This window comes from Kribbella qitaiheensis (assembly GCF_042657745.1).
GTDB classification, from domain to species: domain Bacteria; phylum Actinomycetota; class Actinomycetes; order Propionibacteriales; family Kribbellaceae; genus Kribbella; species Kribbella qitaiheensis.
Genome location: NZ_JBHSKE010000075.1, coordinates 148,344 through 164,058 on the forward strand (window position 1 = coordinate 148,344; position 15,715 = coordinate 164,058).

Sequence of the window (15,715 nt, forward strand, 5' to 3'; positions counted from 1 at the left end):
CGCCTCACCTCACGCCCAACGTCCGTGCACCAGCGGCTGGTAGCCGAAGTGTTCGAGCTCGTCCATGCAGGCGATCGGCGCGTGCGCGGCGGCGCGGCCGTCTGCTCCCGGGGCGAACACCTCGCCGGACAGCACCCGGCCGTCCCAGCCGGTCACCTCGCGGACGCTCTCGATGTACCGGCTGAGGGTGCCGCCGTGCTGGTAGTCGTTGTGCTTGCGGACGAACACGACGAAGTCCAGCGCACCCGCGATCAGCATCTGGGTGGCCTCCATCGGCAACCGCTCCGACGCCTGGATCGCGTAGGTGCTGATCCGGTTGAACACCTCCATCGAGCTGTTCGAGTGGATCGTCGACAGCGAGCCGTCGTTGCCCTGGCTCATCGCGTTCAGCATCGTGACGATCTCGTCGCCCAGCACCTCACCGACGATGACGCGGCTGGGGTTCATCCGCAGCGAGCGGCGGACCAGGTCGGCCATGCTCACCTCGCCGACGCCCTCGGAGTTCGGCAGCCGCTCCTCGAACGCGACCACATTCGGGTGCAGCTCCTTGAACTCTCCCAGGCCGAGCTCGAGCGAGCGCTCGACCGTGATCAGCCGCTCGTGCGGCTGGATCTCGTTCGCGAGCGCCCGCAGCATCGTCGTCTTGCCTGAGTTGGTGGCGCCCGCGATCATCACGTTCTTGCGGGCCGCGACCGCCGCCCGCAGGAAGGAGGCGATGTCCGCGGACATGGTGCCGTTGGCAACCAGATCCTCCAGGAAGACGCGGCCCAGCCGGGCGCGACGGATCGAGACCGCGGGGCGCGAGGTGACGCCCATGACGGCGGACAGCCGCGAGCCGTCCGGCAGCCGGAGGTCCAGCTGCGGGTTGGCCGAGTCGAACGGACGGCTCGTCAGCCCCGCGTGCGCGGCGAGCACCTGGATCAGCTCGACGAGTTCCTCGTCGTTGTCGGCCACCGGACCGGGGCGCTCCTCGCGGCCGTCGCCGTACTGGACGAAGACCTGGTCGCACCCGTTGATGTCGATGTTCTCGACCTCGGGGTCGTCGATCAGCGGCTGCAGCCGGCCGACGCCGAACAGCGCGGAGTGGATCGCGCCGGCGATCTGCGCGTCGTCCTCAGGAGTGGGCGGCGTCCGCCCCTCGGCCAGCTCGAACCGGGCGTGGTCCTCGAGCACCTGGACGATCAGGGAGCGGGCGTACTCCCGCTCGTCCTCCGCGCTCATCGGCGGGACGCCGTTCACCTGGTCGCGGCGGCGCTGCTCGTTCAGCCGTTCGGCGACCTGCACCCGGAGCTTGCGGACCAGCTCCTGATCAGTGATCACTGACCACCCTCCCAGTCCGCTTGCGGGCTGTTCGGGGTGTCTCCCAGCGGGAAGGCGGCCTGCGCCATGTCGAAGTCGTGCTGGGTCGGCATCGAGACGAGCGACGCCATCTCCGCGGCGATGTCGGTCGCCGTGCGGATCAGCGGCGTACGGTCCAGGCGGCCCTGGCCGCGGCCGTCGAAGAACGCGGCGCCGACCGGGTCGTAGGCGAGGTGCCAGCGGTGCTGCACGCGGACAGACATCGCGTCGAGCACCGACCACACCTGCTTCACGCCGTCGCGCCGCTTGGGGTCCGCGACCACGACCACACCGAGCTGCGCGTCCACGTGGTGGACCAGGGAGGCCAACCGCTCGCGCAGGTGCGCGACGGACGAGCCGGTCGCGGTACAGACCAGCACGACCAGACGGGCCGCCTGCACCACGGGTACCTGCGGCGACGCGGGACCGATCCGGCCGCAGTCGGCGATCACGTCGGCGCTGAACATCTGGTTGAACGAGATCCCGAGCGGCTCCCAGAGCCCGCCCATGCCGCCGATCTGCTCAGGCGAGCGGACACCGATCATCACGTCGAGGCCGCCGTCGAGCTGCTGGCTGTGCGCCATGATCACGTCGTCGCCGAGACCCTTGCGGCCCGCGGCCGCCAGGCTGACCAGCCCGCGGTCGGAGTTCAGCGGCTGGCCACCGGGGGCGGTCATCCGGATCGCCACGTCGCTGCCCGCCGGGTCGCACTCGGCCAGTAGCACCGGCCGTGGCCAGAGCGCGCCGAGCACGAGACTGGCAGTCGTCACCCCGGGCGAGCCCTTCGCGCTCGCCAATGCGACCAGTGCCATCAACCGGCTCCGTCGGTGCGGGGCACGTCCGGCTCTGTTGCCGGGGACAACTTCACGAGCACCAGCGTCTTCGCCGCGGCGGCCGCCGCCACCGCCCTGGACTTGGTCGTCGACACCAGGATCGTCACGTTCAGCGTGGTGTTCGCGTTCGTCTTCGAGTCGGTGATCGCACCCGCGCTGCTGGTGACCTCGGCCGCGGCGACCAGCACCGAAGACACCCCACCGGCCTGGTTCGCGGCCGGCACCTGGACCACCTGCACGATGTCGCCCGGGGTGATCGGTTCTGACGGGGCCCGCCCAGCCTCCAAGCTGACACCCACGAGGGCGCCCGCCGCCGGGATCAGTGGCTTCGTGTCCTTCGTGACGCTCTCCGGCGTGACGAACTGCCCCTTGTAGAGCCAGGACGTCGTGTAGTGGTCGAGGACCCGGTCGAGGTCCGACCACAGCACGAGTTGGCCGGTGGCGCCGGCCAGGTCACCGCGGGCCAGATCGCCCTTGGTGATCTTGTGGCCGGGCGGCAGGCTCTGCGCGTCGATCGCGACGAAGTCCTGCCGGTCACCGCTGCGCAACGCGATCAACGCCGAGCCGGCGGCGCCGAGCAGGATCAGGATGACCGCGAGGGCGGCCAGCGCGGGACGGCGTTCACGGCTGGCGGGAAGTCGGTTCGCGCCCGGGGCCTTGGCTGAACCACGGGCGCCGGAGGCCGAGGGGCGCGTGGAGGACGAGAAACTCACGGGCCCTACCGTAATGGCCACGGGGTGCCATCCGGGCCGTCAGGTCCACCCGTTATCGCTTCGGTGTCCGCTGGGCGACCAGAACCCGCTCCTCGGGGGTCAGCAGCTCGGTAAAGGCCCCCGATCCGCCGTACAACCGGTCTAGATAGGTGTACAGCCCATGGAGCGCGCGACCGAGTTCGCGCTGCCACCCTTCGGACTCCCCGAGCTCCGCCGCGAGACGCCGGCCCTGGGCCAGGGTCACCGCCGCGTTCACCGGCTGATCCAGCCGGACCAGCGTGTCGTACGCCGGATCGCCTTCCGTAGTTGAAAGATCTACCGGTACTCCGTGGTCGTCGAGCACGACCGATCCCGTCGCGGCGCGACCGCGGATCCCCTGGATCAGCCCGGCCATCGCCCCCCGGTCCGGTTCGGGCAGCAAGGCGTCGAACCCGGACCCGCCGTACAACTGGTCCAGGTAGTCGCACAGCGCGGTGAACAGCTCGATGCCGTCGTACTCCGCGCCGGTGGTCGCCACCTGGCGCAACTGGGCGGTCAGGCTCCTCGCCTCGGACACGGTCCACTCCGACGGGGACAGCTGCTGGTTCACCGGCTCACCCTCTTCGAAGATGTTGCTCCCTGGAGCGAGCCAAGCCTGACACGGCCGGTCCCGGGATGCGCTACGTGTCCATCCGATCGGTGCGGTAGGCAACAATCGGCGTCGGCCAGGTTGCGGATGGATGAAATGTCAATGAGCAACCGAATCCGGATCGAGATCGTTACTTGGTTGCCCAATGGAACCCAGAACGTTACTTTGCGGTCACAATGCCGTCAGACTGATCGTATGAGGATCGAGGGCAGCCGGTTGCCGAACAAGACGACTCAGCCCCCACCGCAGGCGGGCCGCACTCCCCCGGGCCACCCACACCGGGCAATGGCGGCCCACCCAGGGCGCGGCGAGTGAGCACGCCGGTGGAGCCCGCCGTGGATCCGGCGGAGGTTGCTGCCCGCGCGCAGGCGCAGGCCCGGGCGCGCGCCGCTCTGGACGTCGCGCTCGGCGTTGTCGCGCCCGACGCTCTCGCTCTGGCGGACGGTCGGGTCCGGCTGACCAACTCCCGTGGCGACGTGCTGTCCCGTGAGGCGATGGAGCGGCTGGACACGCGGCTGTCGGAGCCCTCGTCGCAGCAACTCGCGGACGAGCGACTGCTGGCCGAAGCGGTCGCGCTGCTCGGTGCCGAGATCGACCAGGCCCGCGGCGGCAACTCCCCTGTCGACGGCGCCACCGTCGCGCTGGACCGGCTGCTCGACGTACCGGAGTTGCCGGCGCAGACGCAGGCCGAGGCGCAGACGATGCTTCGCGGAGTACTGGAGGGCAACGAGCTCACCACCGCCTCAGCTGCTCGACGCCTGGCGACCGAGCGCGCCGCCGAGCGGGCTCAGCAGCGGCCGCCGCTGGTCGCCACCACCCGGCTGGCCGCGGCGGAGATCGAGCGCGAGGCACAGGTCCTCACCCATCTCAACCGCACCGCCGCCACCCCGGTACGGCGCCGCCACCGCAAGGTTGTCGGCGGCAAACACCGGGCCAAGGGCCAGCACACGGTCGGTACCCCGGCCGCGGCCGGCCTCATCGCCGGCGGCCGAGCCGCGACTGAGCAGAACCTCACCGAGCCGGAGGCATTGGCCGGGCTCCTCCGGGTTCAGCCGGGTGACATCTCCGGCGGGCTGGTCGCACCCATGCAGGTCGTCGGCCGTCCCCAGGTCGGAGTGGTCACCACCGCGAACCACGGAGCGCAGCACTTCCGGGTTCAGGTGGCCGAGCCGCCGAAGGGCCTGCTCGCGCAGACGACGCTCCGCGCGGGCAGCATGTCCGACCCGCACGTCATCGGACTCTCCCCCCGCCTCGCGGACGCCCAGTTGGCCCGGGTCTGGACCAACCAGGTCAGCCGCACCCTGCTGAAGGTCGAGGCACGCGACGCGGTTCCGAAGAACGTCCTCGGGAGGTTCAGGTCGGCCTTCGACAACTTCCGCGGCCGCGGCGACGCCACGACAGCGCAGTACGACGAGTGGCGGATGCTGAGCCGGAACTGGCGGGAGGAGCAGCTCAAGGCCACTCCCGACGTGCAGCGGACAGCCGAGATCGAGCAGGACCTGCACGGCTTGTCGGCAGCGCTGCAGAAGAAGCGACAGCCCGTTCCGGCGTTTCCGTGGACGCCGGAGGCTCGCCACGTCATCGCACCGGAGCCGACCGCGCTGCCGGTCGCCGCGAACACTCCGGCGCACCTGCGCGGGCAGGTCGTGGCGCAGCTCGAAGGGCTTCAGAAGGCGGCAGCCGACCTCGAAAAGCGAGCCGGTGCGCGACGGACGAGTTCGACTGCCGCCACCGAGCTGGCGACGAAGACCATCGAGAAGGCCGAGACCGAAGAGGGCCGCAAGGACTCCGCGGCGCCGGAGCGCGGGCGCAAGCTGCGGGTGGCCGCGGACCTGGCCACCGTCAAGGCCGGGCGCCACACGGTCATCGCCGAGAGCTGCGAGGCTGCGGCGAAGCAGGCCAACGAAGCTGGAGAGGCCTATCAGGCTCTGCTGACTCGGCTCGATGAGCTGGACGCCAGCGGCGACCAGCCGGGCCCGGACGTGGCTGCGCTCGCCCAGACCGCGGGCGAGCGCGTGACGGCGTACAGCGAGGGCGTCAAGGCGACCCTGCCGTCGCCGGACGTGCTGCAGACGGCGTTGACGTCGGGCCGGCTCCCCCACCTCACTGCGCTGACCGAGGAGCTCAACAAGCCCCTTATCGCCCAGGGCAACCCGAACCTCTTCACCCCTGAGGTGCTGCACCGCCGACTCCGGGCCGAGACCCGCGGACTGCTGTCCCCGGACGGCGTCGTACTGACGGTCGGCAACGACGCTCGCGCGGACGCGTCCGAGCTCACCCAGTTCAAGCTCCGCCTGCAGCCTGGTGAGCTGCGGGAGGTGCTGGACTCCCCGGTCGACTTCGACGAGGGTCAGCTCGGTCAGATCGACCAGGGTGGTTACAACGTCTCGACCACGGCCACGGAAACCGTCGGCTACAGCGGCGGTGCGAGCCTCAAGACGGCGACCGCCGTGCTCCCCGACTCGAGCGCCCTGAAGGCCGTCTCACATATCGTCTCGCCCGGGCTGGAATTCGCCGTCGGGCAGAGCCACTCGGTGTCGGGCACCGCCACGGAGTACGGGCTCGGCGGCGGGGTGGAAGTGCTCAACGGGGAGATCCTGCGGTACCGGTCGGACACCCCGAGCTGGTCCCTCCAGATGCGGACGTCGGCCGTCGGCGAGTGGTCCGAGCCTCGCGTCGTCGACACCGGTGAGCTGCACGACAACGACCGGCTCGAGATCGGCATCGGCCACTCATACACCGTGCCGCCGCCGAAGGACACCGTGCGGCTCGACACCTCCGGCGTCACCGACAAGCGGGAGGAGCGGCTTCCGGAGTACGTGGTGTCCCGGGTCGACGGCCTCAACGACCTGTCCGACAAGGCGGTCGCCGGCCTGCGCGCGAGACTCGGCGGCCTGGACCGGGTCGGGCACGACCAACTCCGGGGGCTGGTGATGGAGGACGGTCCGAGCCGGCTCGACGAAGCGACCCGTCCCGGTGGCATCGGCCGCCTGATCACCCACCAGGGCAGGCCGGTCGCCTACGCCCAGCTCGAGACCAGGGTCGTGATGGAGTCCGCCGAGCTGCTCAGCGACAGCTCGGCAGAGCACAAGATCGAGCGGCTCCGGGTCGGCTTCTCCGGCGCCTCCGGCAGCCAGTCGTTCGGCGGCTCCGGCTCGTTCTCGGCCAACGTCGGCTACCCCGGTACGGCGACGCAGGACCTCGGCTCGAGCCAGTGGGACTTCGGCCCGAACGTCAAGGCCGGGCGCAGCGTGTCCCGCAAGGACAGCCTCAGCACCAGCGACGTGGCGATCCACCCGAGCGTGCAGCGGACCGAGCAGACCGTCGGGATGAAGGTCCGGCTGGTCCACAAGCTCACCATCCACAAGATCGACAAGGACGAGTCCTTCCCGGTCGAGGGCGAGGGCGACGCCGTCCTGCGCCTGCCCGAGAACGACGCCTTCCGGTACGGCCTGCCGGTGCCCGAGAAGGCGCTGGTCCGCGGTCCCGACGGGCAGCCGCAGACCGGGATGGACGGCCGGGTCCTCCTCCGGGGCGACGCGCAGCCGACGACCGAGAAGATCGGCCTGCCGACCTCGATGGGCTCGGGCCCGGGCCAGCTCCGCGGCGCGGGACCGGCGCTGGTCCAGGACTTCGAGGGTGCCGACCCGGCCTTCAAGGCGTTCGTCCGGCACCTCAGCGACGAAGGTATGGTGCCGCCGCTGGACGCCAGGTTCCGGCCGCGGATGAGCGAGCTCGTCGGCAAGGACCCGGCGCTCGTCGCGAGTCAGCTGAAGAACCTCGAACGGGTCGGCCAGCACCTGTCCCGGCACCGGCTCGAGACCGGGTACGACCAGGCTGCCCAGGGCGGCATCGTGTTCGCGCTGACCAAGCATCACACCGGCCGACCACCGCAGGAGCGCAGCTTCCGGATCGACCTCACCCAGCACACCAAGCGGCACCGGCTGCTCGGGATCAACAACTCCCAGACCGCGACGAACCTGCACATCGGCTCGAACACGACCGTCCGGTCGCGCGGCCGGTCGAAGGGCCTGCCCTGGTCGGCCAAGTTCGGGTTCAGCAACAAGCCCGGCCAGGGCCACGCGGGCAGCACTCCCGACGTCGGGCCGAGCTACGGCCGGTCGGCTCTCGGCCGGTACTTCGGCTGGGCGACCGGCAGCACCGTCAACGGCGTGACCCTGACCGAGAGCAGCGCGCCGCTCGCGGACTTCGAAGTCCCGCACACGATTACCGTCCGCGAGATCCACGCCGGCCGCGACTCCGACCCGATCGTCGAGGTCGAGGGCTCCTCCCGGCTGACGCTCGACAGCGAGTTCTGCGACCGGGGCGAGGAAGAGGGCATGGCGATCGCCGGCCGGGTGAATCCCGCGCTGCTGCAGACCGCGACCTGGCAGCACCTCGACACCGGCAACGCGCTGAACCGGCTCACCGCGGCCCTGCCGGCCGCGGCCCGCGCCGACTCCGCCGCACTCCACCACCTCGCCGCGTTCATGTCGGTGCGGAACCTGAGCGCGCACCGCGAGATGCTCACCTCGGAGTACGCGACCAGGTTCGCCGTCAGCGGCTCGCCTTCCAACCTGACGGAGGCGACGGCGCAGCGCGGCCTCGCGCCGCGGCAGGCGAGCGTGAGTCTGCGGGCCCGCGTCGAGAACCTCCGGTACGTCGGCAGCGGGCACCAGGTGATCGGCGACATCAACCTGACGCTCGGCAGCTCCAGTTTCACCGCCTCCAGCTCGACCGGCAACAGCGCCGGCATCGGCGGCGGCAGTGGGATGGCCGAGGCCGACGGTGACGGCTGGAACGGCTCGGCCGGCCTCTCCCGGTCCGGGAGCCGCTCGGCCTCGAGCACCCAGACCGCGATCAACGGCGTCGAGCGGCTGAACATCAAGGACGGCCAGCACTACCAGTTCGTCGGCGACCTGATCCTGGACGCGGAGATCAGGGCCGCCGGGCTGGCCGAGCCGGAGAAGGTCGAGCTGGACAACGGCGCGATCCTGATGACGATGCCGGAGCGCGATGCCCTCAAGCTGTACGGCCAGAAGAAGCTGGACCTGCCGCTGTCGAAGGTCACCGACGCCACCGAGCGGCTGCTCGACGGCAACCTCAGCCTGGACCGCAGTACGACGGTGATGATGCTGCGGCGCTACCAGGCCGAGAAGGTCGGGGCGACCGGCGAACTCGCGGTGTCGCACACCGACGAGCGGCTGATGGCCAAGTTGCGGGAAACCGCGGCGCTGGACAAGCCGGCCTCCACGCCGGCCAAGTTCGACCAGGTCGCGGCCGACGCCGAGACGGTGGCGGCCAGCCGTACCGAGATCACCACGCACCAGCACTACGACACGACCATGGGCGCCGCGGTGGTCGACCAGCACGAGTTCGTGGACAGCGACGGCAACGAGACCGACCCGCACCGCGAGGTGCTGGCCGCGATCGGCGAGCGCGTTCCCGACGCGCTCCAGGACCCGGCCGTCACGGCGGCCCTGCGCAGTGAGCTGGCCGACCTGCGGTACCGCGGACACATGGACGAACTGCTCGACCCGGCCGGGTTCACGATGGACTACCCGTTCGCCTCGCAACCGCTGAACGCCCCCGGTACGCCGGCCGTGGCGACCGCCCGGAACCTTCGGGTCCGGGCGCGGCTCGTCTACGAGGGCCCGCCGACGATCGACGCCGATCCGGACGCGGCCGCGAAGGTGGGGGCGAAGGCCACCCCTGAGACGACGCCGGACGGGCAGGAGCCGGACGAGAAGAAGCAGACCGAGAACGCCTTCAACATCATCCAGGGCTACGACTACATCGAGGAAGGCCGGAGTGCCACCACGACCGTCGGGTACAGCGGCAATCTCGGCGGCGACCTGACCGACGCCGGTACCGGCTCGCTTGGTCTGAACACCGAGCTCACCACCTCGACGACCGGCACCAGCGTCAGCCAGAACACGGCGATGAGCCGCGCACTGTGGGAGGACACCACGCGGGTCCAGCGGAAGGTGCGGCTGATCATCGATGTGGACGAGTTGCCCGCCGAGGGCGACGCGACCAAGGGCATCGTGCAGCGGGCCACGGACCGGCTGCGGAACCAGGAGAAGAACAAGCAACCGCCGCACCGCCGGGAGGCGACCGGCACGCTGACCCTGCTGGTCCCGACGGCGGACATCAATCCGCCGCCGGTCCCGGACATCGCCCGTGACCACCGCCCGGTGACCCTGCCGAACACCTACCTCCTGCGCGGCATCGAGCTGCTGCAGGACGGCGAGCGGATCGACGTCGAGAGAGCCTTGGAGGACGAGGACCTGAAGGATCAGGACGTGCTGGTCAAGAGCGCCTGCACCGGACTGGCCGACCGGAAGTTCCTCACCTCGGCCGGGGTCGAGCTGCACAAGCCGTCGATCCGCAAGCAACTGTCCGCGGCGTCGCGGCGAGCCGCCTTCGAGCGTTCGGACGGCGCGGGCAGTCCCTGGACGCCTCCCCTTCCGGTGCCGGGCCACGGGTCGCGGGCGGTCTCAATGCGGATCCGTGCCGAGGTATCCGGCCTGCGACTGCTGCACGACCCGGACAAGCGGTTCCAGCAGGGCAAGATCGCCCGTGAGCAGGACCAGACCCAGACCGCGACGGAGAGCACCGAAGTACTGCCGACGAGCCGGACCATCGGTGGCAAGGAGGCGAACTCCGACATCAAGGTCGGCATGTCCACCGGCGACCAGGTGACGGCGAAGGACTCCGACAGCGCCGGCAACCGCGACGAGACCAGCGTGGCCGAGTCCGGCAACGAGGTGGTCGTCGAGGTGCTGGTCGACTTTCACGTCGACGTGCGGCGGATGAAGTTCGACCGGCACAACCAGCCGAAGGTCGACCAGGAGAAGTCGATCCCCCGGGCGGCCACCGGCATCGCCACCCTGAGCATGTTCCGGCACGAGTTCCAGGAGATCCAGGCGCGGCAGGAGGCCGGGCTGCCGCCCTTCGACGGCTGGGACCCGGCCAGACTCGCGGCTGCCACCAAGAAGTCGCAGGAGGTACGCGTCACCGGCCATGAGCTGATCACCGACGACCAGGGCCGCGAGGTTCGCCAACCGTACCGGCCGATGGTCGAGGCACTCGCCCAGGCCCGCAAGGAAGGTGTCGTGGTCGCGCTGACCATGCACCGCGAGAACGGCGACCAGGAGACATACCGCGCGATGCCGAACGGCACCATGACCGGCAGGACCAACAGCGCCGAGGACGGCTTCGCCCGGGCCTTCGCAACCCTGCACCCGCAGCTGGCTCTGCTGTCCGAGGGCAAGGTCAACCTGCGCGACCTGTACGCCCAGGGCAACCACAACGGCCGCTTCTCCGGCACCGTGGTGAGAGCCCTGGAGGACAAGGGCATCCCGGCCTCGACCCTGACCGACCTGGACCACTCCCGGCCGGGCCGCCAGACCACCGGGACCCAGGCCGGCGATGGCGCCAAGCAACCGATCGGGCGCGCCGCCACGGCGAAGACCGGCAGCGGATTGGCGGTTCAGTGAGCGAGTACGACCCGAAGTACGCCATTGCGCGGACCGACGACGAGGCAGTGCTCTATCTCGAGCTCCATCCCTGCCCGGACTGCGGCTCGGCCGACACACCGTGGGAGCAGGGCCTGACGGACGAGGACGGCGAGCTGGTGATCAGCTACTCCGGCGTCTGCCCGGGCTGCGAGGCGGAGCGCGAGTACCTGTTCGGCATGCCGGAGCGCGAGACCTTCGCGCCGTTCCCGAACTTCGGCGGACCGGAACCGTCCGAGCTGCTCGATGCCGGACAGTGGATGCAGGTCGCCGACAGCGCGGCCGGGTCGGTTCCGGACGACCAGGCCGAGGCGGCCTACGTGCTGAGCATCGCCCGGGCGGCTGTCGAGGAAGTGGTCAAGTTCATCCCGCCCGGCACGCTCACGGTGCCCGATGACGCGTTCTGGACCGACGAGGGCCGTGACGTCCGGAACGCCGAACCCGGTAGGTTCCGGTTGGAGCGACTGCTCGTCGTCAGAGACAGCTACCGGGACACAGGAGCGAATTGATGCTGACCGCAAGGACCCTGGCCGAGGCGGAGATCTACCTGAGCGTGCTGGCCGCCGCGGACGACGCGCCGGACGCCACCGAGCCGCCGGCGGTCACGGTGACCGAGGACGAGGACGCCTGGACGGTCAGCTCGGGAGCCGGCGAGCTCCAGGTCCTCAAGCGGACCGAGGACGAGGCCCGGCGGGTCGGCGTACGGTTCGGCCTGGGCAACTCGCTGCTGCTGGACGCCGGCGCCTGGGTGCAGCTCGCCTCCGTCTGGGCGCGCCGGGCGCTCGACGCGGACATCGAGTACACCGGGCAGCCCGGGCAGAACCGCCAGAAGGTGGAGCTCAACTGGGAGTTCGCCCGGGACGGGATGGACGAGGCGCTGAAGTTCCTGCCCGAGGGCGCCGACGTGGTACCGGACGATGGCTTCTGGACCGAGCTCGGGATGCGGACCCAGCAGCAGGACCCGCAGCTTTTCACCCGGGCGAAGCTGACCGAGGACCGCGAGTTCTACAGCGACCAACTGGACGCCTTCCGGGCGCTGTACGGCGAGAACTGACCCGCCCGGCCTACTGCTCCGGCGGGTCGGTCAGCTGGATCCGCACCGCGCGTGCGTCCACGCCGGCCTGCTCGAGCACCTTCTGCTTGGGATCGGCCACCCCCAGAAAGGGTGGCCGGACCAGCGGCACGAGTTCCTTCAGCCGCGGGTCCTCGAGCACGGTGTCGATCGCTTTGCGGTCTCCTCCGCACACCAGTACGTCGAGTCGCGCCGGTGCGAGGATCCGTACGGCGACCTCGGTGGCCGCGGCGAACGCTTCGCGGGCCTGGTTGTCCCGGCGGCGCGCAAACCGCTGCTGCGACCAGCCGCCGGCCTTGGTCGTCCCCTGGACGTGGCGCGAGCCGACCTTGGAGTTCACCAGCGCGGAGCCTTCGAAGACACCCGCGCCGTAGCCGCCCCGGCGTACCAGGAGAAGTCCCAGGCGACGGTCGGCCAGCACATGCGCGACCAGGCCTGCCGGAGTGAGGTCTTCGAGCGGCCCGAAAGGTACGTCGATGTCGGCGCGCGAGCCGTCCTCCGCGGCGGCGGTCAGCCGCGACGGCGTCACGTCGTACGAGGTGACGCCATGGCGCTCGGTGAAGCCGGTCAGCCAGCGTTCGAGCCGGGCGGGGGCGACGGAGACGATTCGGGTCACCTGCCGACGCTAACCCACGACGGCACTTCAGCGGGCCCAGGAGCGGCGGGCAGGCGAAAGCCCGGGCCACCTGACCCGGGCTATCACAGCACCAGTTGCCGCAGTCGCTGGGACCTAAACGTTGAAGCCCAGCGCGCGGAGCTGGTCACGACCGTCGTCGGTGATCTTTTCCGGGCCCCACGGCGGCATCCAGACCCAGTTGATCCGGAAGTCGTTCACCAGGCCGTCCAGCGCCATCCGGGTCTGGTCCTCGATCACGTCGGTCAGCGGGCAGGCCGCGGACGTCAGCGTCATGTCGATGATCGCGGTGGTGGTGTCGTCCACGGTCACGCCGTAGATCAGGCCCAGGTCCACCACGTTGATGCCGAGCTCGGGGTCGACGACATCCTTCAGCGCCTCGGTGACGTCCTCGACGGCAACCGTCGAACCAGCCGGCTTGGCGGCCGCTTCGAGGTCGACCTCGGGCAGCTCGATCTTCTCTTCGGTCTGGTCAGACATTGCTCACTCCTTCTTTCGTCGCCGATGTCTCAGCCTTGGCCAGCGCCTGGGCGGTGGCGTCGCGCCAGGCCGACCAGCCCAGCAGGGCACACTTCACCCTGGCCGGGAACTGCGCGACACCCGCGAAGGCGACGCCGTCTTCCAGAACCTCTTCGTCCGGTTCGACATTCCCCCGGCCCTGCATCAGTTCCAGGAACTTCTCGTACGTCGCCATGCCCTCGGCGACCGGCTTGCCGATCACCAGGTCGCTCATCACCGAGGTGGCCGCCTGGCTGATCGAGCAGCCGACGCTCTGGTGCGTCACACCGGTGACCGTGTCGCCGTCGAGCTCGACGCGAAGGGTGACCTCGTCCCCGCAGGACGGGTTCACGTGGTGCACCTCCACGTCGTACGGGTCCGCCAGTCCCGCGTGGTGCGGGGTGCGGTAGTGGTCCAGGATGATCTCCTGGTACAGCGAGTCCAGCTGCATAAGACGTCAAGCCACCTTGAAGAATGAACGGACGAAGCCAAGGCCGTCGACGAGCGCGTCGATCTCCTCGGGCGTCGTGTACAGGTAGAAAGACGCCCGTGTCGAGGACTGTACGCCGAACCGCTCGTGCACCGGCCGCGCACAGTGGTGCCCGGCCCGTACTGCGATGCCGCGCGTGTCCAGCACGGTCGCCACGTCGTGCGGGTGAACCCCGTCGAGCTCGAAGCTCACGGCGCCGCCCCGCTCGACGGCTTCGGTCGGACCGAGGACGGTCAGCCCCGGCACGGTCTTCAGACCCTCCAGCGCGTACGCCGTGACGGCCTGCTCGTGCGCCGCTATCTTGTCCATCCCGATGCCGGCCAGGTAGTCCAGCGCCGCACCGAGTCCGACCGCCTGGGCGATCGGCGGCGTCCCGGCCTCGAAGCGGGCCGGCGGCGGCGCGTAGGTCGAGCCGGTCATCCGGACGACCTCGATCATCTCGCCACCACCGAGGAACGGCGGCAGCTGCGCGAGCAGGTCGTACCGGCCCCAGAGCACGCCGATGCCGGTCGGGCCGACAGCCTTGTGCCCGGTGAAGGCCAGCAGGTCCACCCCCAGCGTCGACACGTCGACCGGGAACTGCGGCACCGCCTGCGAGGCGTCGACCACGACGACCGCTCCGACGGCGTGCGCCTTGGCCGCGATGTCGGTGATCGGGTTGATCGTGCCGAGCGCGTTCGACACCCAGGTCAGCGAGACGACCTTGGTGTGCTCGTTGATGAGCTCCTCGATGTTGCTCAGGTCGAGCCGGCCCTCGTCGGTGACACCGAACCAGCGCAGCGTGGCGCCGGTGCGCTCACAGGCGAGCTGCCACGGGACGATGTTGCTGTGGTGCTCCATCTCCGTGATGAGCACCTCGTCCCCCGGCTTCAGTGCAGCGCCGAGCGTGTGCGCGGCCAGGTTGAGCGCCTCGGAGGCGTTCTTGGTGAAGACGATCTCGTCCCGGTTCGGCGCGCCGATGAAGGCCGCGACCTTGTCCCGGCCGCCCTCGTACGCCGCAGTCGCCTCCGCGCCGAGCTGGTGCATTGCCCGGGCGACGTTGGCGTTGTGCACCAGGTAGTGCTCCTCGATCGCCTTCACCACCTGGCGCGGCTTCTGCGACGAGTTGGCCGAGTCCAGGTAGACCAGCGGGAGCCCGCCCGAGAGTTCACGGGACAGGATCGGGAAGTCCGCCCGGACTGACTGCAGGTCCAGGGGACTGCTGAAGGTCCGGGCGCCGGTCATGCCTTCGCGCCCGTCTTCAGGAAGCGCTCGTAGCCGCTGGCCTCCAACTCGTCGGCGAGCTCGTGACCGCCTTCTTCGGCGACCCGGCCGTCGACGAACACGTGCACGAAGTCCGGCTTGATGTAGCGCAGGATCCGGGTGTAGTGGGTGATCAGCAGAACACCCTTGTCACCCTTCTCGGCGAACCGGTTGACGCCGGTGGAGACGATCTTCAGCGCGTCGATGTCGAGGCCGGAGTCGGTTTCGTCGAGGATCGCGATCTTCGGGTCGAGCAACTCCAGCTGGACGATCTCGTGCCGCTTCTTCTCACCACCGGAGAAGCCCTCGTTCACGTTCCGGGTGCCGAAGTCGGGGTCCATGTCCAGGTCGGACAGCGCCTTGTTGACGTCCTTCACCCAGGTGCGCAGCTTCGGCGCCTCGCCGTCGATCGCGGTCTTGGCGGTGCGGAGGAAGTTCGACACGGACACGCCGGGCACCTCGACCGGGTACTGCATGGCCAGGAACAGGCCGGCCCGGGCGCGCTCGTCGACCTTCATGTCGAGCACGTCCTCGCCGTCCAGCGTCACGGTGCCGCTGGTGACGTTGTACTTCGGGTGGCCGGCGATCGAGTACGCCAGCGTGGACTTGCCGGAACCGTTCGGGCCCATGATCGCGTGCGTCTGACCACCGGCGATGGTCAGGTCGACGCCGCGCAGGATCTCCTTCGGGCCGTTCTCGGTGTCGACCGACACGTGCAGGTCGCGGATCTCGAGTGTCGCCATGGGT

General features: G+C 70.0%; 12 protein-coding genes. 3 read left to right on the plus strand and 9 right to left on the minus strand.

What is annotated here, in order from left to right:
* Positions 1-9: 9 nt before the first annotated feature.
* Genes ACFPJ1_RS39600 through ACFPJ1_RS39615 form a run of 4 tightly spaced genes read right to left on the minus strand, consistent with a single transcriptional unit; the run spans position 10 to position 3,473 of the window.
* The gene (locus ACFPJ1_RS39600; RefSeq protein ID WP_380111506.1) at positions 10-1,320 is read right to left on the minus strand and encodes a CpaF family protein; all 1,311 of its coding nucleotides are present in this window, start codon (positions 1,318-1,320) and stop codon (positions 10-12) included.
* On the minus strand, positions 1,317-2,150 hold the full coding sequence (locus ACFPJ1_RS39605; RefSeq protein ID WP_380111507.1) for a hypothetical protein: 834 nt from the start codon (positions 2,148-2,150) through the stop codon (positions 1,317-1,319). Before ACFPJ1_RS39605 ends, ACFPJ1_RS39600 begins: the two co-directional genes overlap by 4 nt.
* The gene (locus ACFPJ1_RS39610) at positions 2,150-2,884 is read right to left on the minus strand and encodes a hypothetical protein (protein ID WP_380111508.1); all 735 of its coding nucleotides are present in this window, start codon (positions 2,882-2,884) and stop codon (positions 2,150-2,152) included. Before ACFPJ1_RS39610 ends, ACFPJ1_RS39605 begins: the two co-directional genes overlap by 1 nt.
* A 52-nt stretch (positions 2,885-2,936) precedes the next feature.
* Entirely contained in the window at positions 2,937-3,473 is a 537-nt protein-coding gene (locus tag ACFPJ1_RS39615; protein ID WP_380111510.1) for a hypothetical protein, read from the minus strand.
* Between the two features lie 350 nt (positions 3,474-3,823).
* Here ACFPJ1_RS39615 and ACFPJ1_RS39620 point away from each other — a divergent pair, with 350 nt between their 5' ends.
* The 3 genes from ACFPJ1_RS39620 to ACFPJ1_RS39630 are packed head-to-tail and all read left to right on the plus strand — an operon-like array spanning position 3,824 to position 12,086.
* Positions 3,824-11,014: a hypothetical protein gene (locus tag ACFPJ1_RS39620; RefSeq protein ID WP_380111511.1), complete on the plus strand. Its 7,191-nt coding sequence runs from the start codon at positions 3,824-3,826 to the stop codon at positions 11,012-11,014.
* On the plus strand, positions 11,011-11,541 hold the full coding sequence (locus ACFPJ1_RS39625) for a hypothetical protein (protein WP_380111512.1): 531 nt from the start codon (positions 11,011-11,013) through the stop codon (positions 11,539-11,541). Before ACFPJ1_RS39620 ends, ACFPJ1_RS39625 begins: the two co-directional genes overlap by 4 nt.
* Positions 11,541-12,086, plus strand: coding sequence for a hypothetical protein (locus ACFPJ1_RS39630; protein ID WP_380111513.1), 546 nt, complete (start codon positions 11,541-11,543; stop codon positions 12,084-12,086). The genes ACFPJ1_RS39625 and ACFPJ1_RS39630 overlap by 1 nt, the downstream gene beginning before the upstream one ends.
* A gap of 10 nt (positions 12,087-12,096) precedes the next feature.
* On the opposite strand, the gene ACFPJ1_RS39635 is transcribed toward ACFPJ1_RS39630, so the two are convergent.
* The 5 genes from ACFPJ1_RS39635 to sufC form a co-directional block, all read right to left on the minus strand.
* Complete coding sequence (locus ACFPJ1_RS39635; protein ID WP_380111514.1) at positions 12,097-12,720, minus strand: acVLRF1 family peptidyl-tRNA hydrolase; 624 nt, start codon at positions 12,718-12,720, stop codon at positions 12,097-12,099.
* A gap of 114 nt (positions 12,721-12,834) precedes the next feature.
* The gene (locus ACFPJ1_RS39640) at positions 12,835-13,218 is read right to left on the minus strand and encodes a metal-sulfur cluster assembly factor (RefSeq protein WP_132191234.1); all 384 of its coding nucleotides are present in this window, start codon (positions 13,216-13,218) and stop codon (positions 12,835-12,837) included.
* Positions 13,211-13,687 carry a Fe-S cluster assembly sulfur transfer protein SufU gene (sufU, locus tag ACFPJ1_RS39645; protein WP_380111515.1) on the minus strand — a complete coding sequence of 159 codons (477 nt, stop codon included), beginning with the start codon at positions 13,685-13,687 and terminating at the stop codon, positions 13,211-13,213. The genes ACFPJ1_RS39640 and sufU overlap by 8 nt, the downstream gene beginning before the upstream one ends.
* Before the next feature lie 6 nt (positions 13,688-13,693).
* On the minus strand, positions 13,694-14,950 hold the full coding sequence (locus ACFPJ1_RS39650; protein ID WP_380111516.1) for a cysteine desulfurase: 1,257 nt from the start codon (positions 14,948-14,950) through the stop codon (positions 13,694-13,696).
* Positions 14,947-15,711 (minus strand): Fe-S cluster assembly ATPase SufC, encoded by a 765-nt coding sequence (sufC, locus tag ACFPJ1_RS39655; RefSeq protein ID WP_380111517.1) that lies wholly within the window; start codon positions 15,709-15,711, stop codon positions 14,947-14,949. The genes ACFPJ1_RS39650 and sufC overlap by 4 nt, the downstream gene beginning before the upstream one ends.
* Positions 15,712-15,715: the final 4 nt, after the last annotated feature.